The 23,391-nt window shown below is 53.8% G+C and carries 25 protein-coding genes; 14 read left to right on the plus strand and 11 right to left on the minus strand.

The genetic code is table 11. The features are described from left to right. Nucleotides 1–82: 82 nt before the first annotated feature. The 3 genes from ENN68_07735 to ENN68_07745 all read right to left on the minus strand — a co-directional run bounded on the left by ENN68_07735 (nt 83) and on the right by ENN68_07745 (nt 2,704). Nucleotides 83–886, minus strand: a complete 804-nt coding sequence (locus ENN68_07735) for an alpha/beta hydrolase (protein HDS45961.1) — start codon at nt 884–886, stop codon at nt 83–85. A gap of 25 nt (nt 887–911) precedes the next feature. Further along, entirely contained in the window at nt 912–1,619 is a 708-nt protein-coding gene (locus ENN68_07740) for an isoprenylcysteine carboxylmethyltransferase family protein (GenBank protein HDS45962.1), read from the minus strand. Nucleotides 1,620–1,696: 77 nt separating this feature from the next. Beyond that, nucleotides 1,697–2,704, minus strand: a complete 1,008-nt coding sequence (locus ENN68_07745; protein HDS45963.1) for a hypothetical protein — start codon at nt 2,702–2,704, stop codon at nt 1,697–1,699. Between the two features lie 247 nt (nt 2,705–2,951). Here ENN68_07745 and ENN68_07750 point away from each other — a divergent pair, with 247 nt between their 5' ends. Then, nucleotides 2,952–3,188: a hypothetical protein gene (locus ENN68_07750; protein ID HDS45964.1), complete on the plus strand. Its 237-nt coding sequence runs from the start codon at nt 2,952–2,954 to the stop codon at nt 3,186–3,188. A gap of 61 nt (nt 3,189–3,249) precedes the next feature. Here ENN68_07750 and ENN68_07755 read toward each other — a convergent pair whose 3' ends face one another. Beyond that, a complete protein-coding gene (locus ENN68_07755; GenBank protein ID HDS45965.1) occupies nt 3,250–3,876 on the minus strand; it encodes a flavin reductase family protein in 627 nt (208 codons plus the stop codon). Nucleotides 3,877–4,047: 171 nt separating this feature from the next. On the opposite strand from ENN68_07755, the gene ENN68_07760 reads away from it, so the two are divergent. The 3 genes from ENN68_07760 to ENN68_07770 all read left to right on the plus strand — a co-directional run bounded on the left by ENN68_07760 (nt 4,048) and on the right by ENN68_07770 (nt 6,275). Then, a complete protein-coding gene (locus tag ENN68_07760; GenBank protein ID HDS45966.1) occupies nt 4,048–4,671 on the plus strand; it encodes a PH domain-containing protein in 624 nt (207 codons plus the stop codon). A gap of 359 nt (nt 4,672–5,030) precedes the next feature. Then, on the plus strand, nt 5,031–5,465 hold the full coding sequence (locus ENN68_07765; protein HDS45967.1) for a hypothetical protein: 435 nt from the start codon (nt 5,031–5,033) through the stop codon (nt 5,463–5,465). 270 nt (nt 5,466–5,735) lie between these two features. Continuing rightward, a complete protein-coding gene (locus tag ENN68_07770) occupies nt 5,736–6,275 on the plus strand; it encodes an HNH endonuclease (protein ID HDS45968.1) in 540 nt (179 codons plus the stop codon). A 117-nt stretch (nt 6,276–6,392) separates the two neighbouring features. Here ENN68_07770 and ENN68_07775 read toward each other — a convergent pair whose 3' ends face one another. After that, entirely contained in the window at nt 6,393–7,262 is an 870-nt protein-coding gene (locus tag ENN68_07775) for a hypothetical protein (GenBank protein ID HDS45969.1), read from the minus strand. A 154-nt stretch (nt 7,263–7,416) separates the two neighbouring features. Between ENN68_07775 and ENN68_07780 the strand changes: the two genes are divergently transcribed. The 3 genes from ENN68_07780 (at nt 7,417) to ENN68_07790 (ending at nt 10,993) form a co-directional block, all read left to right on the plus strand. After that, on the plus strand, nt 7,417–8,532 hold the full coding sequence (locus tag ENN68_07780) for a DUF2213 domain-containing protein (GenBank protein HDS45970.1): 1,116 nt from the start codon (nt 7,417–7,419) through the stop codon (nt 8,530–8,532). Nucleotides 8,533–9,044: 512 nt separating this feature from the next. Then, nucleotides 9,045–9,572, plus strand: a complete 528-nt coding sequence (locus ENN68_07785) for a hypothetical protein (protein HDS45971.1) — start codon at nt 9,045–9,047, stop codon at nt 9,570–9,572. After that, nucleotides 9,569–10,993: a hypothetical protein gene (locus tag ENN68_07790; protein HDS45972.1), complete on the plus strand. Its 1,425-nt coding sequence runs from the start codon at nt 9,569–9,571 to the stop codon at nt 10,991–10,993. Before ENN68_07785 ends, ENN68_07790 begins: the two co-directional genes overlap by 4 nt. Before the next feature lie 161 nt (nt 10,994–11,154). Here the strand turns inward: ENN68_07790 and ENN68_07795 are convergent, their stop codons facing one another. Genes ENN68_07795 through ENN68_07805 form a run of 3 tightly spaced genes read right to left on the minus strand, consistent with a single transcriptional unit; the run spans nt 11,155 to nt 13,101 of the window. After that, the gene (locus tag ENN68_07795; GenBank protein ID HDS45973.1) at nt 11,155–11,883 is read right to left on the minus strand and encodes an ABC transporter permease; all 729 of its coding nucleotides are present in this window, start codon (nt 11,881–11,883) and stop codon (nt 11,155–11,157) included. Further along, a complete protein-coding gene (locus tag ENN68_07800) occupies nt 11,880–12,785 on the minus strand; it encodes an ATP-binding cassette domain-containing protein (GenBank protein HDS45974.1) in 906 nt (301 codons plus the stop codon). Before ENN68_07800 ends, ENN68_07795 begins: the two co-directional genes overlap by 4 nt. Next, nucleotides 12,745–13,101, minus strand: coding sequence for an ArsR family transcriptional regulator (locus tag ENN68_07805; protein ID HDS45975.1), 357 nt, complete (start codon nt 13,099–13,101; stop codon nt 12,745–12,747). Before ENN68_07805 ends, ENN68_07800 begins: the two co-directional genes overlap by 41 nt. A gap of 93 nt (nt 13,102–13,194) precedes the next feature. On the opposite strand from ENN68_07805, the gene ENN68_07810 reads away from it, so the two are divergent. The 7 genes from ENN68_07810 to ENN68_07840 all read left to right on the plus strand — a co-directional run bounded on the left by ENN68_07810 (nt 13,195) and on the right by ENN68_07840 (nt 17,918). Continuing rightward, nucleotides 13,195–13,992: a formylglycine-generating enzyme family protein gene (locus ENN68_07810; GenBank protein HDS45976.1), complete on the plus strand. Its 798-nt coding sequence runs from the start codon at nt 13,195–13,197 to the stop codon at nt 13,990–13,992. A 178-nt stretch (nt 13,993–14,170) separates the two neighbouring features. After that, nucleotides 14,171–14,362 (plus strand): hypothetical protein, encoded by a 192-nt coding sequence (locus ENN68_07815; protein HDS45977.1) that lies wholly within the window; start codon nt 14,171–14,173, stop codon nt 14,360–14,362. Between the two features lie 240 nt (nt 14,363–14,602). Beyond that, a complete protein-coding gene (locus ENN68_07820; GenBank protein ID HDS45978.1) occupies nt 14,603–15,799 on the plus strand; it encodes a cysteine desulfurase in 1,197 nt (398 codons plus the stop codon). 79 nt (nt 15,800–15,878) lie between these two features. Further along, nucleotides 15,879–16,319 carry an iron-sulfur cluster assembly scaffold protein gene (locus ENN68_07825; GenBank protein HDS45979.1) on the plus strand — a complete coding sequence of 147 codons (441 nt, stop codon included), beginning with the start codon at nt 15,879–15,881 and terminating at the stop codon, nt 16,317–16,319. A 140-nt stretch (nt 16,320–16,459) separates the two neighbouring features. Continuing rightward, nucleotides 16,460–16,945: a class I SAM-dependent methyltransferase gene (locus ENN68_07830; GenBank protein HDS45980.1), complete on the plus strand. Its 486-nt coding sequence runs from the start codon at nt 16,460–16,462 to the stop codon at nt 16,943–16,945. 86 nt (nt 16,946–17,031) lie between these two features. Then, on the plus strand, nt 17,032–17,346 hold the full coding sequence (locus ENN68_07835) for a sulfur reduction protein DsrE (GenBank protein HDS45981.1): 315 nt from the start codon (nt 17,032–17,034) through the stop codon (nt 17,344–17,346). A 287-nt stretch (nt 17,347–17,633) separates the two neighbouring features. After that, nucleotides 17,634–17,918 carry a hypothetical protein gene (locus ENN68_07840; protein ID HDS45982.1) on the plus strand — a complete coding sequence of 95 codons (285 nt, stop codon included), beginning with the start codon at nt 17,634–17,636 and terminating at the stop codon, nt 17,916–17,918. A 478-nt stretch (nt 17,919–18,396) separates the two neighbouring features. On the opposite strand, the gene acs is transcribed toward ENN68_07840, so the two are convergent. The 3 genes from acs to ENN68_07855 form a co-directional block, all read right to left on the minus strand. After that, a complete protein-coding gene (gene acs / locus ENN68_07845; protein HDS45983.1) occupies nt 18,397–20,298 on the minus strand; it encodes an acetate--CoA ligase in 1,902 nt (633 codons plus the stop codon). A gap of 167 nt (nt 20,299–20,465) precedes the next feature. Continuing rightward, nucleotides 20,466–22,646 carry a diphthine--ammonia ligase gene (locus ENN68_07850; protein ID HDS45984.1) on the minus strand — a complete coding sequence of 727 codons (2,181 nt, stop codon included), beginning with the start codon at nt 22,644–22,646 and terminating at the stop codon, nt 20,466–20,468. A gap of 356 nt (nt 22,647–23,002) precedes the next feature. Next, entirely contained in the window at nt 23,003–23,287 is a 285-nt protein-coding gene (locus ENN68_07855) for an ArsR family transcriptional regulator (GenBank protein ID HDS45985.1), read from the minus strand. Nucleotides 23,288–23,391 lie beyond the last annotated feature (104 nt).

Raw genomic sequence — 23,391 nt, forward strand, 5'->3', positions numbered from 1 at the left:
ATAATCGCAGGACGTGGTTAAATAGTGCTTTTCCGGCCGCGCGACCGCCTTTTTCGTATCCCGGAATCCAGGGCTTACTTACTTACACCGTGTCGAGGCCGGCATTAAGAAATGATACAATGGCATGGTAAAAGGCCGTGGGGTTATCGTGAAACGGGAAGTGATTGCTTGCGGGGATCTCCCCGAGCGCGCAGCCGCGTTCAGTCAACCGGGGCAGGTAGGATAGCGACCGATTCTCAGCGCCGTAGATAAAGAGCTTCGGGACATCCAGTGCGCAGTACCGATCCAGGAGCTCACCGGTATCTGAATACTCGACGAGCGAGGGGCTGTAGTCATAGTACGCCTTTTTATCGGCTTTTTCCAGGTCCGCCGCGTACTCCCGAAAGCCGCTGTTCTCCGCGTGCTTCATGCGGTCCTTGAGTTCCGTGAATACGGTGCGGGTGAACCCGGAGAAGTCGGATTGCGCGACGCGCCGCGAGAAGAAGCAATCTTCGGCAGATAGGTTACCCTCGACGTTGATGAAGCCCCGTACGTTGTTACGAAAGCGTTCTGTGTAAAGGAGCGCGACGAGCCCACCCATACTGTGGCCGACGAGTATGATTTCTTTTACCTGCAGCGCGGAGAGCACCAGGTGCGTGATCTCGACCAGGTCGTCAATGTCCAGTGCTAGGGTTTCCGGGTAGGGTGAATCGCCACAGCCGGGTAAATCGAAGGTGAGGAGCGTGTATTCAGTCAACGCCGGGTATTCGAAGGCCGCCTGAAAGTCGCGCTTCGAGCAGCCGAGACCGTGGAGGAATACCACTGCCACTCCTTGAGTGCGGCGAAGCGAATAGGCGATCTGCACTTTAGACCCTTTATACGTCAGCTGTACTTTTTCAGGTTGCATTGCATGAATGGTTTCCTCGTTACAGCTACCAGAGTCCTGGTATTAGCCGGTATCGTACGGTATGAGCATACTCAGCATAGCCCGGCAGCTCGTTTTGAAGCGTACGGTCTTCCAGGGCGGTGCGGATAATGAGCAACAGGACGACGAGTGCAGCGGGAACCAGTGCCCAGAGTGAGCCCAGCGCCACGGCGGTACTCAGTGCCATAAGAATACCGGCGACGTAGCCCGGATGCCGAACGTACCGATAGGGGCCATCCTGTACCACTTGCTGGTCTCGATCAGTCTGGATACGGACCGTGCTGGAGAACCACTGGTTCACCCACATCGCCCAGGAATAGAGATAAATCGAATAGCCGTACCCGAGATAGCTCGTTATATAAACAGCCAGAGGCAATTCAGGTGACCACCGAAATCGTCCGGCGTCCAGGCAGGCGATAATAACGATGGCGAAGAAGAGCGGGCCGTAGAGCGCCAGGAGGAGCTTGTCCCACCATTTCGTGCCGGGCCCGGGTTTGAACCGTTCCCGGGCGAGCTCGGTTTTTCCAGCGAACACGAGGAGTTGAGCCGTCACGAGCAGCACCGTCACGATGCTGAATACCCAGCCCTGCCAGTAGCTGAGCCGACCCGCCAGGATAAAGATAATGGCGATGATGATCAGGAGCGCGAAGAAGCCCTTAACGACGATTTTAAGATATTGGGAGAATTCCGTAGTGGTGCCGTTATTATTTACCATGTCCTCACCATCACGTTTACTGTACTCTAAGCTCCTGCCTGTTTAAAACCAGAGGGGTAGGAACTTTAGCCCCTCAGTTACAGGACCCTGTCGGCATAGGGGATTCTACGTACGACGAAATGGCTGAGCAAGAAGCAGAGGCTCACCCCCAGGAACGACACCAGCGCGAATTTCAGCAGCGGAAAGATCAGCAGGCCACGAATGGCGTATGATACAGCGACAATGACCGGGGCATGAATGATGAATACCGTGTATGCATTATCCGATAGGTTCTTTGTAAACGACGTATGTGTGTTATACTTTCGACGCAAACTGACAAAGATACCGGTGATAAGGCCAGTGCCCACAAAAGCTTCCCAGGTGGAATAGAACAGCGATTGCCAATGCACTCCACCAATAAACGGCGCTGTATCCTCAAGCGCGCCGCCCATAACACCAATTACAGGGAAGAGCAGAATAGCAGCTACTGCGAGTTTCAGCCATCGCATGCCAACTGAATCACTGAACGTATCAAACCTTTTGTTGTTATAGGCGATGATGCCAACGATGAACAGACTGATATAGCCGTGGAAGAAGCCAAATTGCAGGTTGGAGAAGCTCGCGCCAATCGGCCACCAGATTCGTACAAGAAACTTAGCCAGTGAGAGCATAAGAACGAAGAGGACGAGCTCCCTGCTCTTCGGCGGTTGCTTCACTTCACGCGGTCGTCCCGGGACGAACAACTTCCACAGGGTATACCCGCAGCAAAAGATCAGTAAGGTCTGCAGAAACCAGAGCGGACCAGATCCGAAATAATCCAGGAAGGATACCGAGTACCCCATCGACCTGACATAGAGCGCATACGCGATAAGCGGATTGATTACGAAGAAATAGATCACGAGCGGGATGCCTAACCGGATGAATCGGTCCTTCAGATATATTCTCGCCCCCTTTCGGGAAAAGGATCCGGGGGTGAAGTAGCCGGAGATCATAAAGAAGAAACCCAGCACAAAGGCCTGCACCACGCTATTGAAGAGCGTGAGCAGAACAGCAGAGAGCACGTCCTCGGTGTGCTCATAAGTAATACCAGCTGCCACTAGCGCCATAGGTAATGGCGATATGGAGCATGAGGATGAGCGTGATCAGCAGTGTTCTCAGGTTATTGACGTAGAGTAATTGTGGTCTGCTCTGGTGCGCCATCGTACAGCTTAACGCCTCTCTGGTTGTATCTTATATCAGCCAAATCGTGTACCATGCGCGTACTCGACCGTCCCCGGTGCTCGACACGACGCGAAGATCATGGTGGCGAACGATGAAAGAGCATTTAAATAGCCCGCCCCTCCTATTCTACTATTGGATACCGCAATCGAGCAACAAATACTTGACCGGCTTCTTCGGATAGAAAAGGAGCTGGTTGAGATCCGAGAACACGTGGTGGATATTGATACGCTTCTGAGTAACGAGGAAAAGAAGTTGCTGGACGAAAGTGTGGAGCGAGAAGCACGCGGTGAGCTGAGTTCGTTAGAAGATATAGAGCATTCTTTACCGGATAAATTACACAGAACAGCGTATTGTTGTTGTGAAAATTGATCACAGAGAAAGAGTGTATTAAAAGAGCCGAACCCTTCACCTATTCTCTCTTGTATCATCTCTATACAAACCGTGTCCCGTAGATCTTTCGGGGGAACTCGCCCTGCGCGTACTCGACTGTATGTTTTCTGTGCACCACCGTGTCATCTGCGTACGCTTCGAGCACTTCACCAACGAACAGGTTCTTATCACCGGTTTCTACCTCTTGCTGCACGGTGCATTCCATCCACGCGACGCACTCAGCGATGATGGGCGCTTTTACCTGTCGTGCGGGCAGCGGTGTCAAGCCAGTAGCTTTGAATTTATCGACGTGCGCGCCGGAATGATACCCGCAGTAGTAGACCTTCGGCTCGAGCACTCTGGTCGGCACGTTCACGATAAATTCCTGCGTGCGCTCGATGAGGTTCAGTGAATGGGCGCTTCGGCCGATAGCGCAGGCGATGAGCGGTGGCGTTTTGGAGACGGGCATGCAGAAGCTAACCGCGATGATGTTCGCTTCTTCTTTAACGTCGCCGCAGGTGATCAGATAGTGCCGCATCGGCCATAAATACTCCAGATATTCGACGTCGATATTCATGTTCAGGTCTTTTATACTGGCACTGCTTCCCGGGGAATCCGACCTGCTGAATTGTAACTGTGGAGGGATAGATATTGTGTACTCCGTATGTACTTCTCTATATACACTCATTGAGGATAAACGTTGCGGTAGTGCTTTTCAGTATTCGGTGCATGCACTTTGTGAAGGCGCGTCGGACCATGTAAGAAGCAGGAACGCCACTATCTCGTTTCCAGCCTAAGACATAATATCGCACAGGGTGTTTATTTAAAGCAGGAACCGCGTCTTACAAACGAGAGCATTATGAACTCCAGCTTTGCTGTCACGCTCGACGAGGAATTCAGGCCAGCATCGCAGTTGCGAACACTCTACTACATCTATCTGCTCCTCGGCGTCCTCATTGGTGTGCTGCCCTGGTTCGTCCCGCTCGTGCTCTACATGCCACAAGTATCGGATAATGTGCGCTTATTCATCATCTTCTTGCTTTTGCTCCCGCTGCTCGTCGTGCTCGGCTTTATCGGTTACTGGATTTACCGGTATTACGGGACGATCAGGTACAAACTGACGAATGATGAAGTGGAATGGCGGCGGGGCGTGTGGTTCCAGCAGTCGGGGATCGCGCCGTACAACCGGATCACCAATATCGACACGATCCAGGGCCCGATCTCGAGGATGCTCGGCATCGCGGCGCTTCGCATTCATACCGCGGGCTATTCAGCACAGCAGGCCCAGGCTGAGATCAGGATGAACGGGATCGAGCACTTTGAGCCGCTGCGGGCGCTCATCATGGCGTACATCAAAAAGAAGAAACCCACGGCCGTGGAGACCTACGCAGCCGAGGAGATAGAAGCACCAACGGGCACCGGGGCGATCGTCCAGGAACTGGTGCGAATACGGGAGCTGCTCGAGCGCTCCGAGCGTAAATGAGTAGCACGCGCGATACTGCACAGACTTTGATATGATATAAGTCAAACCTTGGAAGGTATCAGATCGAAATTAAGTTCTCTTGGTAAAGCTTTTCTTATAAAGAAAAGGTTTCCGTACGTGCTCTCTGAGCGTGCAGTCAAGAAGGTATGGGTTCCGCCGAAGGGCGTATCCTGCCTGCCTCGGAAGGCGCGCAGTAAAGTCCCGCGGGCATATCAATACTGGCATGCCGAGGAGCCTGCGAAGCGGCGCGCAATCCGGGATGAGTTGCTGCAGCAGCCCCGAAAAAGGCAATCACGAGCATACGTGCAAGCACAGAGGATATACAGCGTACGCTGTGCGAACTGCAGGAGCTGGATGACGTGTTAGGTCCGGTGCAGTTCAAGCTGCTGAAGCAGATCTGGAAAGGCCAGAAGGTGATACGTGAGGGGCCTTCCCGTGCAATATTCTGGGTCGTGCTCAAACGCGGTAACCAATGCATCGAATATGGTTTGGACTCCGACCCGATCCATAACAGCCGTGTCGCGTGCCTGCCTTTCGTACAAAAAGGCATCATCCAGCTCTGGAAAACTGAGGGCGAAGTGCCCCCGCGTTCGCTACTCAACACCACGAAGAATACGCCCTCCACGATCTCCGTGCTCGATCAGGGTGCAGCCATTGTAAGGGACGGCCTCTCGTCGACGCACTTAGAACTTCGGCTCAAAGGCGAAAAACTTCAGGGCGTCTGGGTCGTAGCGAAGCAGAAAGACTCGAAGTTATGGACGTTCGTGCGTATAGACGGCACGCAGTGGCCATGATGCTCTACTCAACCATCCAAAACGGTAGGACCGGCTATGTCTTCTCGCCTGACGAGGGCAAAGCGTACTTCATACCCGCAACCGAACTACAAGCACTGCTATGCGGTCACATCGGGAAGAAAAAGAAAAGCGAACCGAGTTAATATGAATGAGTGAAGATGAAGGGGGATCCGATTCATTTGTAGCTCAACGTCCTCAATGCGCTGAGATGCCCTTTGAAAACGCCAAGGTTCCGAAAAGCTTTAATATGCTTGTTCAAAAATAATAAGTATGCCATTTTCAGAACGGATAAAACAAGAAGCTAGAAAGAAAGCAGCTTTTCAGTGCTGCATTTGCAAAAGATCCGGTTTGAGTTTAGAAGTGCATCACATTATTCCCGAAAGTCCAGATGGCCCTTCAGACATAGAAAACGCAATAGTTTTATGTTCGAGTTGCCACGCAATTTATGGAGCAAATCCAGAAAAGCGAAAAATGATGAAACAGTGTAGGGATGATTGGTATGATAAGGTTGATAGAATGTACGGACAACAAGCAATTGATATATTTTCCTCAGCTTTTGAAATTCATGAGCAACAACTATCTAATTTATCTTCTGAAGTAAATGATTTAAAGACTCGTTTACGAGAATATATGAATCAGTCGATTAATGAAATGGAAATCACCCCAGAGACAGTTCTGGTCACAGTATCAGAGTTCATCAACGCATCAACATTATATCAACCTAAATCAGATCGTTGTGTAAAATGCGGCTATATGTTAAGAAAAACTGATTTATACTGCCCCCATTGCGGGGAACCTACGTCATTATAATGTTACCCTGCTCATCCTTTATGCGGCGGAAGCGTTCTCTCAACGCTATGAGGTGCCACCTAGAAAACGCTAGGAATGAGTAGGTAATTGCTAAAGAGAATTAGAATGCTTCTTCTTTCACTCAAAGGCTTCAGAATAGGATCTTTTGAGGAGGTTTGTTAGGAAATCTGCTTTGTTAGTAACGTCAGACTTTGACAATCTAATGCGATACCGTCCCCATTTATCATAATCCATTAAATCTAGCCCACTTTCAGTAATTTCATTTTTAAGTTCTTCAGATTTTTTCATTCTTACTTCTAATCTCAAAGCATTTTTTTGGGGCCTGAAAACAACAAAATTTTTTGGTTGTCGTTCCTGTGATAACCCAATATAAAATTTGGTGTAATTAAGATCAAAATCTGGAGCAAAAGTGTGAATATAATCTAGTAGCTTGTCGACCAGAGCGACTGTCTCCTTTGTCCCTCTCTTTTTCTCCCAATAGTTTCTATCGACAAGTTCTTTTTCTTCATCTTCTTCTTCATATCCTAGTGTCATTTGATCCAATACTGTTGTGAATATCAGAGAAATTTTTTCTTCATATCTTACTGCTTTCATTTGTATAGCGATAAGTGGGATAAATCCGTTGAACAGGCTTATGACGTTGAGAAATCTGCTAGTTATGTCCTCTGCAATTAATACGGCCGTATGGTCATAATTAGGATACCTTTTTCTTTCGATGTCCCAATACTCTATTGTACGAATTATGTGACTCTCGTCTGTGCTCCCTAACTGTACTTCAACTTCGTATCTTCTAAATGAATCAGGATCCTGTAGTAGAAGGTCGAGGCGACCAGCTCTAGGGAAAATCCTTTCCCTATCTTTTAGCAGCAAATCACCGAGTCCGAGAATGGATGGATCTTCCGAGATTTTATCCTGAACCCATGATTCATTATAGGTCGGATGATTCTTAAGTGAGACGTTTTCAAACTTGATATATTTTTCGGACATTGCTAAGAACCCCCTCAAAACCCCCTCTTTTAATCAAATTATCTGCAATCAGAATTATCTTCTTCTTTATATTTAAATTTTCGCCTCAAACCCACCCTATTTTCGGCTTCCTTAAGCGCGTTGCTGTTTTTCGTCTTCTCAGTGAAGACCAGCAATGGCTCTTGAAGAAGAAGCCGAACTCGATGCACTCTTGCAGGCCTTAGCCCGGCCCGGAGCGGATGGCGAATACCCGCTGCCCGAAGAGAAGCCGATCAAGTATACGAACGTTGACGTCGTTGTGCTTCCGCACGGCTACAAATCAGAGTATCCGAAGCCCGAGCAGAAAGACGAGGACGCTACGGCGGAGAACGATTCAATCGCGCAGTTCACCGACTCGTTCGCGCTGAAACTCGACGAGGCGACCGAAGAAGACGGGACGCTCCGCGTGCCCGCAACCATCGCGCATTCCAAGCACGTCTATGGCTACAACGACGGCGCGATCAAAGCGGTGAAGCCGTTCAGCGAGCTCGAAGCCGCCGCGCGGTTCGCTAACGGCATACCGGTCACGCGCGACCATCCGAAGGCGGGGATCGTGACCATGCGCGACCAGGTGCTCGGATTCCTGCGCGATCCGCGTGCAGAAAGCGACGTGCTCACCGGCATACTCGAAATATCAGACAAAGATCTGATCGCGGACATCAAGGCAGAGAAGCTCAGCGACGTCTCGCCCGGGTACTTCTGCACGCTCGATACGAGCGACGAAGCGCGCGGATCGCTCGGCGACGGCAAGGAATACAACGCGGTACAGCGCGAGATCTTCCTCAATCACGTCGCAGTCTGCGCGGAAGGCCGGTGCTCGTCGCGGGACGGCTGCGGGCTCAATATCGTGCCCACCACCACAACCGAAAGCGCAGAGCAACCTGCAGAACAGCCCGATCAGTCCGCTACAGTCTCGCAGCTCCAGGAAGCGAAGGACGCGGTCGCGCGGTTGAAGCGCGAGCGCGCGGAAGCAGCGGCGCAGCGTGACGAAGCGGTCGCGCAGCGTGACGCATTGCAGCAGAAGCTCGCCGAGCTCGTGCAAGCGGAGAAGGACGCGCTCGTTGCAGAGCTCACCACGCTGCAGGACACGAAGACTGAATCAGATCTGCAGGCGCTCGATCTTGACGCGCTAACGAAAGAGCTCGATATGGTCAAAGGCCTGCGCACTGCGCGGTTAGCCGCGCCACGGAGCGAAGTTAAGGGCAGAGCACGCATCGATGAGGTGTATGGAAAGATAGGAGGTACAGGATAGCTGTATTCCGTGAATGCACAATATCATTCATCGGCATTGCCGGTTGGGATCTTGTGGAGAAAGAAGGATGAGGACGGGTTCTACGCGCGGTACGACCCCGTGCTTCTGTGCCGCACAACCAGAAGCCAAGACGGAAGAAGAAATCGCTTCGCCGCGGGCCCGCTTCGCGGGGGCGTGCACTACATTTTTTCTGGCCGAGCTGCGCGACGTTTACGGTGCGCTATAAATTAGCTCAGTTAGCAGTCAAAAAGCGTACCGGACTCTTATTATTGGTTTCTGTGAGCGGTCAAAACGTGGGCCTCCTTAAACGCGGGTAGGTTCGTGAGCACAAACATGATGCTCATGGCAAGGTCAAAAGGCGATGCCGGGGCGGATATGCGGTGGGTCGAACGGAAGGTGATCGATGGCAATCAGGTATGGTATCGCAGCGCCTTCGCGGCTGTTTCGCTTTCGCCTGGGCGATTGCTGCTACCGAAACACCGGCACGCGCCCGTTAGGGTGGGTGCGCGCAGATGAGTGCGGACTGCGCAGCGGCACGCGCCGGTGGAGCGGTAATTCCGGTAAGGAAGAGCAAGAAGCCGGTTCGGGACCACAGGACGATCGTGATCTCGAAGGATGCGTATGCGGTGTTGACGCGGCGTGCGGAAGAAGCGGGAAGTGACCGTAAGACAATCGCGTCAAAAGCGATCACCACGTACACCACAGAAAACGAAGTACTCAACGGGTTACAGCGCGCCATTGCGGATAACAATGACCTTACTAGAGCTATTCAAAGCGCGCTGATGGAGAAGCTCAAGCCAGGCGCTCCTGAACTCAGCGGTGAGGAACTCAAGGAAATCGTACACGCGCATAGGGAAATCGCGCAGACGATCAAGGAAACAGCGCATGCGCTCAAGGAGCTGGAGAGCATACGTCCAGCGAGAAGCACAGACGAGCACATCTCTTACCGGTGGCTCGACGATTGCTATCCCCCCGAGCAGTCCCGGAAGCAGCAGGATGGGGATAGCAGTGTGCCTGCGGGTGGTGTGAGCGAGGAATGAGGTTCGAGGTCCAGCTCCCGGGAGAGCAGCGCGGTCTCGACCTCTTCCGCTTCGCCAGCAGGATTTTAGGGTACTCGCGGCTGGCGGAGGATCCGCATCATGCCTGGTGCAACGAGCTGGATCGCAGGCATACACGCTCGCTCTGGCTGGAGCCGCGGCATACGTACAAATCAACGATCTTTACCAAGTCATACCCCATCTGGCGGTTGCTCGGTGATCCGAATCTCAGGATACTGATTGTGAACGCGACTGCGGGAAATGCCGAGGCCTTCCTCAACGAGATCGTGGGCCAGTATCTCCGGAACGAGAAGCTCATCAGCCTCTATTGGAGTTGCTTCAATACCGTGCCACTCGATCCCCGGTCAGCAAAGACAAAAGCCATCGTGCTCAATACGCGCACGCGCAGCTACAGCCAACCCAGCATCGCCACCGTCGGCGCGCTCGGCAATCTCGTCTCCGCGCACTACGATCTCATCATCGTGGATGACCTGTGCAACATTGAGGATCGCGAAAGCCCCTCGATCCGTGAAAAGAAGAAGCGGTGGTTCAATGATCTCGTATCCGTGCTCACGCCGGAGAGTGAGCTCGTGGTCGTGGGCACGCACTGGCATTTTGATGATGTCTACTCATATATCATCAACGAGATCGATCCGAGGCTCCCTGAAGAATACCGGTACTACATCCAGTGTGAGTCATGCTACGACGAGGATGGATCCACGCCACGGTTCCCCTTCGTGCTTCCAGCTCAAAAACTCCACGCGCTCAAGGTAGAGAAGGGCACCTTATTGTTCGCCTGCCAGTACCTGAACCGCCCGATCCCCGAAGAAGATCAGGTCTTCAAGCTCGAAGCGCTGCAGAAGATCGCGAAGTCCGAGATCGATCTGCAGCGTGCGGAGGCGTTCGCGTTCTGCGACCCAGCGCTGGGCGCCAACGATTATTCCGCGATCGTCACCCTCCTGAACTACAAGGATTCGTGGGTCGTATTCCACTGCGACCTCTCGAGAGCGGCGCATTCAAAGCTCATTGACAAGCTCATCGAGCTGCAGGGCTTCTTCAATTACAAGCAGGTCGGGATCGAGGCGAACTCGCTCGATAAAGCCAAATCAGACCCCAACCCCTGCAGCTTCGAGCTCGTGCTGCGCGAACGGCAACACGTTGCCCGGGTCACTGTCCCGTACAAACTCGTCTGGCATACCACGCCGAAGCTCGCCCGCATTCAGGCGATCGAGCCGTACTACTCTTACGGGCAGCTGCTCTCTCTCGACACCTGGAACCAGGATTATCCCGAGCTCGTGGAGCAGCTGGTCCATTATCCGCTTGCAGCGCACGATGACGGGCCCGATGCGCTCGCGGGCGCTATTTCGATGATACTCGCAAATGAGAAAGCACGGCGGCAGGTGCTTATACCGCGTGCGCGATAGCCTACGAACGCCCATACCTGTCTTGTCCGCGCAACCGTGCTCTCGTTTTCGCAAAAGGTCGCCATTGCAGCAAACAAGCACCCGCTCTGATTTCGAGATCCGCGGCACGTGCTTGTTCGCTCCTAAACCTAGGGAATAAGAGCAGGCCTCGCTCGCGTGGCTCAAAATCGTTTCGGCAATGCGCGTTCATGCAACTTCACCGCGAGGATGAGGAAGAGTGCGGAAAAGCTGAGCAAGGCCGCGAAATCCACCGTGAGCGGATAATAGGCCACGCCCTGCAGGGCGAACCGTGCCAGATCGGTGAAATAGGTTAGTGGTGAGAGTGAGGCCACCGCGACACCCCAGCCCGGCATCTGCTCGATCGGGATAAAGATGCCGCTGATGAAGATCACGGGGAACTTCACAAAGGTGGAGAGCATCACGATGTTGGAGACTAAACTCGTCGGCGGGCTGGAGAAGAGCGAGCCGAGCGAGGAGAAGCAGAACGCGGCCAGAAAGATCGCCGCGAGTAAAATGACCGGACTCTGAACGCCGACACCCAGCGCAACGCCCACAGCAACGGGCACGGCGGAGATGCAGACGCCGAATATGAAACTGGCGAGGATATCGCCCAGGATCAGCGTTCGCATCGTGATGGGACAGGAGATGAGCCGCTCAAGCGTTCGCATTTGCGTCTCCCACGGCATGACCACCGGCGAGACCGAGGTCGCCGTGAAGAAGAGGGTCATGGCCGTGAGCCCGGGAATGAGGAACGCCGCGGGTAAGTTGCGACCGATGGAGAAGGCGAAGAAGAGAAAGAGGGGGAACAATACCCCGAAGACGATCACGGGCCCTTTATAGTAGTAGAGCTGGATGTCCTTCCTGGTGATCGCCAGGACCTTCCAGATCATTCCGATGCACCTCCTGTTAGCTTCACAAAGACGTCCTCCAGCGAGGGTGTTTGCACGTTTACACTGAGGAGCTTCAACCCATTACGCGTGGCGAAGTCCACGATCGCGCTGATCACTTCGTGCGGGTCCGTGGTATACATCCGGTAAGCGTCACCCACACGCTCGGCACCAGGTAAGGGGCTGCTGAGTGGTCGGTCAAAGCTGCACTCCACGGCTACCGTACCACCGAGCCGGCGCCGCAACATCTCAGGACTTTCAAGGGCAACCAGCTTGCCGTGGTTGATGATCCCCACACGATCGCAGAGCAGGCTCACCTCCTGCATGTTATGGGACGTGAGGAAGACGGTCCGCCCTTCATCCCGGAGCTTCAGTATCTTCTGCCTGATCGATCTCGCGCTCTGGACATCGAGGCCGCTCGTCGGCTCGTCCAGAAAGAGCACTGCAGGATCGCTCACGAGCGCCATAGCGAGCATGAGCCGCTGCTTCATACCCTTCGAGAAGCTCTTCGCCTTGCTCGCGCGCCGCTCATAGAGCTCGAATTCACTGAGCAGCGTGGCTGCTCGCTGCGCCGCGTCATGCCGGGGGATGCCGTATAACGAAGCGATGAGCATGAGGTTACCCCACGCCGTCAGATCCACATAGGCATTCGCCGTCTCGGGGACAACGCTCTGAACGGCCTTGGCCTTCGCGGTATCCTTCTGGAGATCATGCCCCAGCACCCGCGCCTCGCCGGCGTCAGGCTTGATCACGCCGGTGAGCATGCGTACCGTCGTTGTCTTTCCCGCGCCATTCGGGCCAAGGAAGCCGAAAACCTCGCCGCTCTGCACGGTGAAGGTCACACGGTCAACTGCCGTGAGCCCGTTATACCTCTTGCTTAGGTCCGTTACTTCGATTGCGTCCATCTGCCCCCTCCAGCAGGTCTATCACGATACGACGTGATTTCAAGCTCCAGACCTTCTCAGGAGCGCCGCCGCCTTCCTCCTTGTATCCTGAAACCGCAAGTATACCCGCTTTCTTCAGTTCCGCGAGATGGTAATACAGGCAGGGCGCCGTCATGTCTTCCTCATGTTCCCGTAAGCACTCCTGTATCTCCTTCGTGCTCTTTGCACCGTCGCCAATGCACTCGATGATCACCCACCGTGTGGAGCAATGCAGAGCCCGCAGAAGCGTACGCAATCGCTCACCCTGACCCTCGTTGCCACGGCACACACGCTTCATACCTCTGCATATCTCAGTGCTATAGTTAAATATTCAAGTAATACATTTTGATGATGCGATGGGACGCTTAGGGATGTCCCAGCTCGTGGTACAATGAACAGGAAATGTGGACGGTGCATTCTTGCGGTGGTAGCCATTCTTGTTGCTACGCTGTTTGTTCCGGGCTGCGTGGAGGAAGCTCCGTCCGCTACGTACACCAATTCCATCGGTATGGAGTTCGTACTGATCCCCGCAGGCGCGTTTGAGATAGGCTCGCCCATGAACGAAGCGGGTAGAGACGATGACGAAGGTTCCCTCCACCGGGTAGCGTTTCAGCATGCGTTCTACATGGGTGCTTATGAAGTTACGCAGGCGCAATGGCGTGCGGTGATGGGCTCAGATCCCGCGTCGTTCTTCGCGAGTGACGACAACCTGCCGGTTGAGATGGTCTCGTGGGAAGACGTGCAGGAGTTCATAACGAAGCTCAACGCGAAAGAAGGCACGGATACGTACCGGCTGCCCTCAGAGGCCGAATGGGAATACGCCTGCCGCGCGGGCACCACCACACGCTATTCGTCCGGCGATTCTGCTGTAGAACTCGACGAGTACGCGTGGTACGCTGATAATTCAGGCACTGAAACGCATCCGGTGGGTGAGAAAAAGCCGAACCCCTGGGGGCTTTATGATCTGCACGGCAACGTCTGGGAATGGGTGCAGGATCTTTACCATGAAGGCTATAACGGCGCGCCGACCGACGGTAGCGCCTGGGAGGGTGAATCCAGCTCGCTTCGGGTTTACCGTGGCGGTAGCTGGCGCACCGTCGCTGCTTACTGCCGTTCCGCGTCCCGCGGCTGCGCCAGCCCGACCATCCACTGCGACGACATAGGCTTTCGCATCGTGCGCGCGGTGTAACGGGTTACTGCGTTACCACGATACTGCGTGCGCTAGGCGAAGTGGCGCGCAAAGCAAAAAAGGGATCACCACGTTACTTACGATCGACGTTAGGAGAATACAGTAACGCGTGCGAACTGTAACTCCCGTCCTCGCTTTAACAGCAACTATAGTACCGATGCCTTTTGTGAAACTTATCATGAGCCAACAAATAGTACTGCCAACAATCGTTGCGACAATTACCGCAGTGGTAGTCTGGCTGCTGTTAGATTATTTCACGGGCGGTACGGTATTTTTAGTAGGAACGGTATTGAAAGCGGTGTTATTTGCGGTGGTTTTTGGGATCACGTATGTATGGTGGTCTCACATCTTCGCTCGGCGCCTGCGGTGAAGAACAGCGCGTCGCTTCGTGCGTCGTTCGCGGTTCGGGAAGGCGTAGTCATCCTTGCGCTCCGCGAACGTGCGGACAATCCTCGACGCTCAGCTTCATACCGCTGGCTCGAGGACCGGCGTTACCCACTACCAGCCGGGCGCAAGCACTCGCAGTCCTCCCAGTATGACCCGCCAGCCAGTTCTTTTATGCTCGGATGTCTCAAGCTAAATGATAGCTGCGACAGGTGTGGATCTCACGATGAATGACGCGATCAGAGCGGACTTTCCTATTCTGCGTGACCTGATTTATTTCGATAATGCCGCCACGAGCCTCACGCCTGAGCCCGTTTTGCAGGCGGTCTTGAGCTACTACCGGGAGTATAAGGCGAATGTGGGCCGGAGTTCGCATCGGCTGGCGCATGAGGCGACCCAGCGGTATAATGACGCACACCGAAAGGTCGCGGAGTTCATTGGCGCGGGCGGCGAGGGCGAGGTGATTTTCACGAAGAATACGACGGAAGCGATCAATATGGTCGCCTACGGCCTGCCCTGGAAACGGGGTGACGAGGTGATTACGACGCTCCTCGAGCACCATTCCAATTTCCTCCCCTGGCTGCGGTTGAAAGAGCGCGGCGTGGTCCTGAAACTTGTAGAGCCGACGAAGGAGGGCACGTTCGAGCTCGCGGATTTCGAGCGCGCCATGAGTGAGCGCACGCGCCTGGTTGCGGTCACGCATGTCTCAAACGTGCTGGGTGCCATCTCGCCCGTCAAAGAGATCGCGGCGATTTGTAGAGCGCACGGGATCGGTAACGGCGCGTTGTTGCTCGTTGATGGCGCGCAGTCCGTTCCACACCTTCCTATCGCGGTGAACGAGCTCGGGTGTGACTTTCTTGCCTTCGCCGGTCATAAAATGCTCGGCCCTACAGGTACCGGCGTCCTCTGGCTCAAGGATCCGCAGAAGTTAGAGCCCACCTTCTTCGGCGGCGGGATGATCGAAACGGTCTCCCGGGATGCGTTTACTCCGATCGCCGGTTACGAGCGCTTTGAAGCAGGAACGCCGCATATCGCGGGCGGGATCGGCCTGGGTCGTGCGGTCGATTACCTCACGGCGATCGGGTCTGAAAAACTCTGCGCGTACGAGGCACGGCTAACCGAACGCCTCGTGGAGGGCTTGCTCGCGATCGAGAAGGTGCAGGTTTACGGCCCCCTGAACTTACGCGATCGGCTAGGCGTGGTTTCTTTCTCGATTGACGGCCTGCATCCGCAAGATGTCGCATTCATGCTCGACAAGACGGCGAGCGTTATGGTGCGGGCCGGTTATCACTGCTGCATGCCGCTGATGACCCATTTGGGGCTGAAAAATGGGACGGTCAGAGCATCGCTCTATCTTTACAATACCGCTGAGGAGCTCGATACCTTTTTAGAGACGATTGCAGGGATCACGAAGGTCATGTAAAGCACAATGAGGTCAACTGCAACGTGAAGAGCGGATTGGTGATTGGTATCTACGATCATCCTCCGGGGGTGGTGGCGTTATGACAAATGAAGCGGGATTAGTGGAAGTATTGAGGGCGGTAGGATATTCAGCGAAGGTCGTGGACTATTACCTGAAGAAGCTTAATGTTGGTGTAATTGAGGGTGTCGAGGGCGTGGATTCCTTTGGGGGTCCCTGTGGCGATAGTATGAGGATATACCTGAAGGTTGAGGATGGTATCATAACAGATGCTAAATTTGAAGCCCAGGGGTCTGCAGGAACATTCGCATCAGGCTCTGCGGTCACGGAGATGATTAAGGGAAAGACGCTGCGACAAGCCAGGAAGATAACAGAGAACACTGTGCTCGAGGATATAGGGGAACTTCCGGTGCAGTGGCATTTGGGCCCCCACCTGGCTATAGACGCGCTCAGAAAGGCCATTGAACGGTTACAATACAGTACACAGTGGGATAACGTAGGTGAGCGATTTGAGAAGCACTAATTTGGACGTGGCAGGATAAATAAAAACTGAAAAATAACTGGGGATATAAGACTGAGTCACCATAGAAATAAGCTTGTAAACTTTACAATTGACTATTATTCTGCTAAATTTAATGTTATATTTTTGATCATTTAAACGAAATGATTGAAATTGCTAAACCATTATTAGAGCCAATTTTTGATTTAATCCCCAATAAAGGCGGTTATATCCTGGATACTGGAACAGGTCCTGGTACAATACCCTTTGCTTTCATTAAGATGCAGAACCTCAAAGATGACATGAGAATGGTGGGAACAGGTCCATCTCAGCCTGCTATTAACTTTGCAAATCAGATGGCAATCAAATTAGAAGTTGAGATTTTTGTCAATTTCAGACTAAGGACCTTTGAGGATATCCCGTTTCCAGATAATACTTTTGATGTCGTAATTTCAAATGCCTTGGACTTATACGAGCTGCTCTATGCAGAGGATTCGATACGGCACATCCTCATGCGGCCTGAGCAGTGCGGCCCACGCGGCTGGCGGCTATGCGCGTGGAGCCGCGCGCAGGGTATTCTACGCGACGAGCGCCGCTCCGCACAGAAGAGAAAAGTAACGCCAGCCGTGAAGGCGGTAGCGTGCACGTAAAGCGCGCTTTCATAAAATTGCTGAAAAAGAGTAACCTTTTTATGAGCACCTACTGACAGAACCAAAAGAGGTTTTAGAAAATGAGGATCGGGATAGTGGTGTACTCTAACGACCCAGAAAGTGTATGGAACGCATTTCGGTTTGGTAATTTTGCTTTGGGCTCGGGAGATGAAGTAAAAGTGTTCTTGCTCGGCAAAGGCGTTGAGTGTGAATCCATTGACACGGAGAAATTTAAGGTGACGGACCAGATGCGGACGTTTATTGCTAGCGGTGGCTGTATCCTCGCCTGCGGCTCGTGTCTTAAAATTCGGAACTCCGAAGGATCAGAAATGTGTCCTTTAACAACGATGAAGGATTTATATGAGATCGTAACGGGTTGCGATAAAATCGTTACCTTTTAAAAAACGCAGCAGAAAAGCGTGTAGTCCGTTTGCCTGCGTTTTATGCGGGGCTGCAACGCATGCGCGGCCTCCAAGACGAGGGCGCATGCAGGGTAAGCACCCGTGAGAGTAGCCCTTCTACGCGCAGGACCTAACAGCAGGGAGAAGCTCTTGTAATCGGGCCAGGGCCGCTTTGCTCGTGGAGTCCGAAAGGTATATTTTTGATGAGTACTGACGTTTAGTGTAAGGTAACCCGTCTTGGTGGGCGGTCCGAAATTCCGAACCCTCGCTATAGGCGGATAAAAAACATGAATAGGGAAGAACTATTCGAAAAAATCGCCAGTCTCCTTAAAGGTCATGGGGTGCAAAAGGTGGCTGTCTTTGGCTCTTATGTCCGAGGTGAGGAAAAACCGGGAAGTGATATAGATATTATTGTGGAGTTTTCAGAGAGAAAAAGCCTTCTTCAACTCGTGAAAATAGAACGAGAGTTGTCTGAGGAGTTGGGAATAAAAGTGGATTTGGTAACAGAGAAATCCATAAGTCCCTATTTAATCGATACGATAAAAAGAGAGATGAAGACGATTTACGGATGAAAAAAGAAGACATTGTATATTTGAAGCATATTTTAGATGCTATAGTCAGAATAGAAAAGTAGACACCGTCGAGAATGATATCCCTGTATTGAAAAGCAAATTGAAAGATCTCATTGAAAAAAGGGATATATAAATTGGGTTCGGACTCTCGTGATCTTTCGGATCGCTCGGTGCTAAAGCGGTCACACCGCCTTTCAAAGGGTGGACTGAATCTTACTCGACCCTCCCCGTGCGGCATGCAGCGAGCCGGGCACGAGTTAACGCGGCTGAAGAGGATATAGCAACGATATGTTTCTATCCTTCCTCGTCTTGCTCCTCAGCAATCAGTGACAGGGGCGGCACGAATTAGTCGGATGCCCAAGTGCGTGAACCAGAGTACTCTCTTCAGTGCCGCCGAAACCCTCTTCAGGAGGTTATCGATCGCTTGGACATCGTCTGGTTGCTCAGAGCGCACACGGTGCTCATCTTACTTATCCACTCAATCTTCCAGCGTCGAGATATCGCCGATGTCCATACCGAGCTCCTGCGCCTTGAGCACGCGTCGCATGATCTTCCCGCTTCGCGTCTTCGGCAGCGAGTCCACAATCTCCAGTTCATCAGGCACTGCCAATGAGCCCAGCTCGCGACGCACGTGGAGCTTGATATCAGGGATCAACTTCTCGGAGTTGTTCTGCCCCTCTTTGATGATGAGAAAGCCCTTGATGCTCTCGCCTTTGAGCTCGTGCGGCTTCCCGATGACCGCTGCTTCCGCGACCGCAGGGTGCGAGACCAGAGCACTTTCGACCTCCGCGGTCCCGATACGGTGTCCTGAGACCGTGAGCACGTCGTCCGCGCGCCCGAGTATCATGATATATCCGTCCTCGTCTTTCGTCGCCAGATCGCCCGCGAGATAGTACGGTGCGATCGTGTTCCAGTACTTTTCGTAGCGTTCCGGCTCGTTCCAGCAGGTTCTGAGCCCGGACGGCCAGGGCTCCTTGATCACGAGATGCCCGACAGTGTTGGGCTCGATCGAGCACCCTTTTTTATCGACCACATCGGCCACGACGCCGAAGAAGGGCTTGCCCGCCTTGCCCGGCTTCGCTCGGTACGAGGGGATCGTGGTGACCATGTGCCCGCCGGTCTCGGTCTGCCACCAGGTATCGACCAGTGCGCAGTTCTTGCTGCCGATGTGCTCGTAGAACCAGACCCATGCTTCCGGGTTCAAGGGCTCGCCCACACTGCCCAGAATCCGCAGTGACGAGAGATCGTACTTCCGCGGCCACGTCTCGCCGTATTTCATGAACAGCCGTATTGCCGTCGGAGCGGAATAAAAGACGTTCACTCTGTACCGGTCTATGATTGACCACCATACGCCCGGGTTCGGGAAGTCAGGTGCGCCCTCGAAGAGTACCGAAGTGACGCCCACGGAGAGCGGGCCGTAGACCAGATAGCTGTGCCCCGTGATCCAGCCGGGATCTGCGGTGCACCAGTAAATGTCATTCTCATGGAGATCGAAGACGATCTTGGTGGTGTAATGCGTGAAGAGGTTGTAGCCGCCGATTGTGTGGAGCACGCCCTTGGGTTTGCCGGTCGTGCCGGACGTATACAGGATAAACAGGGGATCCTCGGCATCCATCACCTCAGCATCGCAGCAGGGCGAGTGGCGCTGTAACAGCTCATGGAAGTCGATCTCCTTCTCCACAAGCTCGTAATCGTCTGCCTCGCGCTGGACGACGATCACCTTTTCCACGAAGGGTAAATTCTCAACCGCCTCATCAACGTTCATCTTATAATTGATCTTCTTCCCGCGCCGTTTCGTCCACGTCGCGGTAATCACGACTTTCGCACCTGCCTCCTTGATCCGCATCCGCAGTGCAGAAGCGCTGAACCCACCAAAAACGACTGAATGGAGCGCGCCGATACGCGCGCAGGCGAGCATCGCCACAACCTGCTCGATGATCTGGGGCATATAGATCGCCACTCGGTCGCCCTTATTCACCCCGAGCGTCTTGAGACCGTTGGCCAAGCGGCAGACCTTATCCAGGAGCTCGCCGTACGTTACCTTCACCTCATCACCGTCCTCGTTCGTGCAGATATAGGCCAGTTTGTTCCGCCTGCCCGACTTGATATGCCGGTCAAGGCAGTTGTAGGTGATGTTCAGCTTACCGTTGACAAACCACCGGAAGTTCGGGTGCTCGCCCGTACGCACCACCGCCCATCGCTGGAACCAGTACAGCTCGTCCTCCGCGATCCGTGCCCAGAACCGCTCAGGATCCTGTATTGATTCTTCATAGAGCGATTCGTACTCTTCAGGTTGGATATACGCCGCGGCCACCACGTGCCGTGGCGGATTGTACACCTGGTTCACCTTAAGCAAGATCTCATTCTTCTCGGTAGCCATCGTTCATTCACCACGTTCTACTCTCACACATACTAATATCCCTGATATAAAAAGTCCAATTCCTGCTTTTAAGGCCGTTTAAGAACGTTTCACAACCGGTATGAACCGCTGTACTCGCTCTTGTACTTCGCTCTCCGCGGGTGTGTGTCAAGCCCCGTAACCGTGTGTTACTGGTATTGAGCGCGTTTTTCTTCCAGCACAGCCTTCTTCACCAGCAATCGCGCGGTATGCTCGCCCTCCTCACGTATCTCGCTCTCCTTGATAACGAGTCGCTTGTTGAAAAGCGGGCCGTCGAGCACCAGCGATTCGAATTCGCCGCCTTCGCCCGCGATGTTCAGGCCTGCTGTCCGCCGTCCGTATTTCGTGAGCTGCTCGTTCAACGCTACCAGACGGTCGACGTCAGCCGTTGTTATCCGCCGCCCCAGCCAGCTGCTGTCCAGTCCGTAGGCACTGACCGCCGTGAAGATCACCGCGAACGTGTTGATGACGAGCCGCAGCTCGGTCTCCTGGTGTATATGCCAGAGCGGTGAGAAGACTCTGAGTTGCTCTTCTCCTGCTATGCGCTCGATGCGGTCCTTCTGATACGTGCTCCATAACGCGCCGGTGACGACACCCTCGATGCCGTAGCGCTGCTTCGCTGCTCTCAACGCGGTACACAGATCCTCGAGCTCTTGCTCCTCTTCGCCCGCGGTCTCCTGCGTTATCAGCGGCATGCCCATCGCCTCTGCCTGCAGATCACTCAGCTCCACGGCAGGCGTGTGGAACATATAGGACTCGGGATTTTGGCTCTTGATCGTGATCAGGCACTCGACGGGATAGCCTGCCTTCTGCATGAGCCAGAGCGCGAATGTGCTGTCCTTGCCCGAGCTGAAGAGCGCGCCCAGCCGCAGGTTACGCGCAGGGAAGAACGTGCGCAGGTAATCGCGCGTGTACCGGAAACCGGCCTGTTTCGCCAGCTTCGCCAGCGCCTTCATTACGTTCGCGCCATACTGCACCGCGCGTTTCTTTCTGTTCGCCGCCTCTGCCAGGCCGAGGTCGCGTGCGATCGCGCGCAGAATGGCCTTGTCCTCGCCGGCAGCCAGTTTATATGCCGCAGGGATTCGTAACGCGTAGGCGACGAGCTCAGGCGCCAGGAAGGGTGCACGCAGTGAGATGCCCTGCGCGTTCGCCATCACGTCGTCGCGGTAAAGGTCGCGTTCATGCATCAGCAGCAGCCCCGAGCGGCATTCCCGATTCACCGCCTCTGGTCGCACGTGTCTATGACGCTCGTAGCCTGCGAAGAGCTCTTCAGTGCCCAGCCCGTAGAGCACCGTCGCCACACCGTCCTTCTTCGCCTGCTCAGCGGCCGCGTACAGGGGCAGTGCGACACTCACCTTGATGCCGTCCAGATCGTCAAGCAGCGGGACTACCTTCTGCAGGAGGGTATCCAGCTGCTCAAGCTCGATCTTCGTTATGGTCAGAGGCACGCCCAAATCCGCGGCGATTCGGGTCGCGTACCGCAGATCCTCCGCCGGTTTCCATGCTGGGTCGTCTACCACCGCGGTGTAGCAGACGAAATCAGCGTATTGTTCCTTGCAGAGGTACGCGAGGAGCGTGGAATCCACACCGCCGGAGAAGAGCACGCCGACCTTCTCATCCTGCGGTACCCGTCTCGCGATACTCGCGCGCAGCATGCGCAACACGTTCTCTTTGAGGTGCTGTTCAGGCCCCGTGAGTTCAGGCGTCACGGGAAAATCTCCTTGGGTGAGGAACTGCAACCGGTCTCCTTTTAAACGGTACCGCAGCCGTATCCGCGGCTCGAGCTCAACGGCGTGGGGAAAGCCCATCGCCTCGAGCACTTTCTTCTCGGAGGCGAATGCGAACCCTCCATGGGCATGCGCGAAACAGAGCGGCCGCAAGCCCAGGAGATCCCGGAGAAGATAGAGCGCTTCTTCGTCCGCAGCGGTACGGGTCCAGAACGCACATGCATACGCACCATCGATCATATGTGCATTGAGCTGTGCTCTCTCGAGCAGTTCCTGGAGCACGGCGTTGCTCGTTTCGCCTTCGAGCTGATACCGCTCTTTGAGTTCAGGCATGTTGTAGAGTTCGGCATCGGCAACGAGCCGATTTACGCCCGTTATGCGTGAATGAACTGGCTGGCGTGAGGCGCAGGCAATGCAATGCAGGGTACCCGGTAACGCCTTCGCCTCTTGTTCGCGCAGTTCGCGCAGTTCGCGTGCCATTACAGCTCTCTCGTCGGTGCAGAGCCAGAAATGGGCGTTATCGCGATCCTGCAGCACGCTCAGGCCCCGTACCACAAGCTCGACCGCGCATGCGGTATTGAAAACGCCCAGTATCCTGGTCATTCACACTTCTCTCGGTTTCCGTTTCGTGCTCATTTGTAACTCATACGGTATCGTTTATCTACTTCATTTCGGGTGTCTGGCTAACTGCGCGTGATTTTTCCGCTCTTTCTTAGTCGGGCGCATTCAGACTTGTTTATCGGGGGAGAAAATAAAATCTCGCAGAAGCGCGTGCTAAGCAAGAAAAAGAGCGCGAAAGAGCGAGATAGAACGAAAAAAAAGAGAAAGGATCGAAGCAGAGTCGTCCTTCCAAGCATCTCCACCGGCTTGAGGACGCATGCCTCGAATACCCTTCACCCGTGGGTGGAGGGAGTAAAAAGGAAGATAACTCTTCCCTATCCTGGTCGTGTCTTTCTTATTTATATCTTCTTCAGCTCGGAAATAACCGTATTAACTTTGTCGGTTACCCAGTACTTCCGGATCGCCTTGTTCTTCGACTTCGGCTGTTCGGAGATCTCGTACCTGCTATCCACGAATCCATACTCCTCCAGCGTCAGCAGATGGTAAGAGACGAGTCGCCGCTCTTCGCCCATCGCTTTGCTAATCCTGTTTATGTGCATGGGGTTGTCCGCAAGCAGCTCCACAATCCTGAACCGTATAGGATGGAGGAGCACGTGCGCGTCCTTCACTATAGTATCTTCCATTGTTATCACGTGCTTATCTCTAACCGCTGTATATAAAAAGATTGCTTATTTCAGGTAACATTTCCCGATGAGCGCGGCATCTGAAATTGGCCCGCTCGCTTCTG

The sequence above is a fragment of the Methanomicrobia archaeon genome, assembly GCA_011049045.1.
In the GTDB taxonomy this organism is placed as follows: domain Archaea; phylum Halobacteriota; class Syntropharchaeia; order Alkanophagales; family Methanospirareceae; genus JACGMN01.